This window comes from Nocardiopsis sp. TNDT3 (genome assembly GCF_003427465.1).
Taxonomy (GTDB): domain Bacteria; phylum Actinomycetota; class Actinomycetes; order Streptosporangiales; family Streptosporangiaceae; genus Nocardiopsis; species Nocardiopsis dassonvillei.
On sequence record NZ_QPFC01000565.1, the window covers coordinates 1 to 2,457 of the forward strand.

At 76.1% G+C, this 2,457-nt stretch carries 2 protein-coding genes; both read right to left on the bottom strand.

Annotation, left to right across the window (positions count from 1 at the left end; all coding sequences use genetic code 11):
• Window positions 1-119: 119 nt before the first annotated feature.
• Window positions 120-1,439 (bottom strand): GAF domain-containing protein, encoded by a 1,320-nt coding sequence (locus DQW06_RS14495; RefSeq protein WP_013153268.1) that lies wholly within the window; start codon window positions 1,437-1,439, stop codon window positions 120-122.
• A gap of 408 nt (window positions 1,440-1,847) precedes the next feature.
• Window positions 1,848-2,457: CdaR family transcriptional regulator (locus DQW06_RS14500; RefSeq protein WP_198662448.1), on the bottom strand; the 610-nt coding region annotated here is incomplete at its 5' end.

Here is a 2,457-nt window from a genome sequence, read left to right on the forward strand (position 1 = left end):
AGCGCCACGCGTTCCGTCCGCGGTCCGCCGCCGGGCCCTCTCTTGCCCCGCGGCGGCCACCGACGCCGGGCCGCGCACGCACAGTCCATCGCACGCCGCACGGCACGGCAACGGTTGCACTAGGTTGCGGTTCCGTCGCGCAGAGCCATGGGACAGTCGCCGTCGCGGAGCGCGTCCCGCAGCGCGCACACCCCGGGGGCCACCGACCCGGGCAGCAGGTCCACCGGTGAGGGGGGACGCACCACCCGCACCCGCACCTCCCCGCTGAACCGGTAGGGGCGGCTCTGGATGATGCCGCCCAGGTGGCGGCGCACGCGCGAGAGCTCGGCGCGCACCGTCACCACGTGCCCGCCCGCGCCGAACACGTCCTGGGACAGCTGCGCTCCGGTGCGCCCGGCCCGGTGCACGGCCAACAGCAGCAGCAGCTCCGCGTGGCGCGGGGTGAGCCGGTGCGCCCACTCCCCGCTGGGCCCGGCGACCACCATCCTGGGCGAGGGCCGGGTCAGGTCCAGGGTGACCGTGGAGGGCGCGCTCTCCGCCGCCGGACGCGGGCGCAGCAGCCATCCGCCGGGCAGGGGCTCCAGGGCGCACTCCCCCAGGGCGGGCAGCCAGGCGGTGCCGCTCCCGCGCTGTTTGGGCAGCAGCACCCTGCGGACCGGCTCCATGTGGACGGCGGCGGCGGTCCACCCGGCCTCGTCCACCACCAGCGCGCGTTCGCTCATCCCGGCCAGCAGGGGCGCGGCCACCGAGCGCAGCCGCTCCAGGTGGGTGTGGTGGAGGCTCTGCAGATGGGCTTCGGCCAGTTGGGCCACCGCGCTGACCAGGGCGAGGGTGGAGGGGTGGATGGTGGAGACGGGGCCGGTGACGTCGACGGCGCCGAGCAGGCGGCCGTCGCGGGGGTCGTGGATGGGTGCGCAGGCGCAGGTGAGGGCGTGCAGGCTGCGCATGAAGTGCTCGGCGGAGTAGACCTGCACGGGCCGCCCCACGACCAGGGCGGTGCCGATGGCGTTGGTGCCGGTGCTGCCCTCGTTCCAGAAGGCCCCCTCGACGAGCCCGACGCGGTCGCCGAGGGCGCGGACGCGGTGGGAGCCGTCGCGCCACAGGACCTGACCGGAGGCGTCGGTGACCAGCATGATGTGGTCGGCCTCGTCGGCGACCGAGACGAGGGAGCGGCGGATCAGCGGCAGGACCTCGGCGATCGGGGAGGCGTCCCGGTGCCGTTGGAGTTCGTCCAGCCGGGCCATGCGGGGCGGCGGGGCGCTGTCGGGGTCGATCCCGAAGCGTCGGCTGCGGGACCAGGAGTCCTCGATGACCGGCCGCAGGGCGGCCGGCGCCGGGCGCCCGGAGAGCGAGGCCTCGTGCACGCGCCGGAGCAGGCGGGCGTGCTCGCGGGCGTCGGCCCCGGCCGGCAGGGCCGTGTCCAGCGGCGGAAAAGACATGCGGTCCCCTGAGCTCGCGTTCGCAACGGCGTTCATCAATTTTCTCGGTTCGGCTTCGACAGGGTTGAGGGAACGGAAATACACACATGTTTCGGAGGCCGCTCTCGCTTCCGCATCCGTTTCATCACCGGATTATGCCCCATCGCGCACCCCGGGGCGGACGGGGATCCCGTTGCCGCGGGGAAGCCGCAAACCCCGTGGCGTCCGCGCGTATCCGGCGCGGTGCCCGCGTCCGCCGCCGCCGAAAGGCCGTGGACGCGTCCTCGAAAAGGGGACCGGGATCGAACGGAACAGCGGAATTGCCGAAAACGGCCGGTAATGCCGCAACGGCGCTTTCCCGGACACATGTCCGCGTCCCCGCGGGGGCCGCTCCGGGGTCGCGTCGGACTCGGGGCGGCGGAGCCCGGGTCAGTGCCGCCAGCGGGTGAGCGCGAACCACAGCCGCATGCGCTGCTCGGCGTCGGCCAGGTCCACGCCCAGATCGCGCTCGATCCGCCCGATCCGGTAGCGGACGCTGTTGCGGTGGGCGCCCAGGTCGGCGGCGGCCCGGTCCCAGTTGCCGTGCCGGGTGAGCCAGACCCGCAGGGTGCGGCGCAGCAGGCGCGCGGAGTCGGTGTCCTCGGCCAGCGGTCCCAGGACACGCCGGGCCAGGTCCTCTCCTCCCCCCGGCCCCAGGAGGGCGTCGAAGGGGTCGGCGGGCTCCTCCAGCAGCGGCCCGCCGACCGCGCGGGCACGGGTGAGCAGGGCGGCGGCCCGGCGGTCCGCGGCGGCCAGCTCCGCCGGGTCCACCGGCCCGCTCAGCGCGCCGATCCAGCCGTGGTCGAGCAGCCGGTCCAGGTGGGCCAGGTGCGCGGCCTCGCCCCGGTCGGCGAGGACGGCGCGCAGGTCCTCGCCGGGGCCCGCGTCCAGCAGCCGGGTGCCCAGGGGCAGCGCGGCGGGGGCGGTGTGGCGGCCCCGCCCGGCGGGCCGGGCGCGCAGGACCCGGTAGGCGGCGGGGTCCCCCGGCGCGCCCGCGGCG

Bases quoted from the DNA above. Each gene is read 5' to 3' on its own strand.
- DQW06_RS14495 (WP_013153268.1), bottom strand. From the start codon at position 1,439: ATGTCTTTTCCGCCGCTGGACACGGCCCTGCCGGCCGGGGCCGACGCC.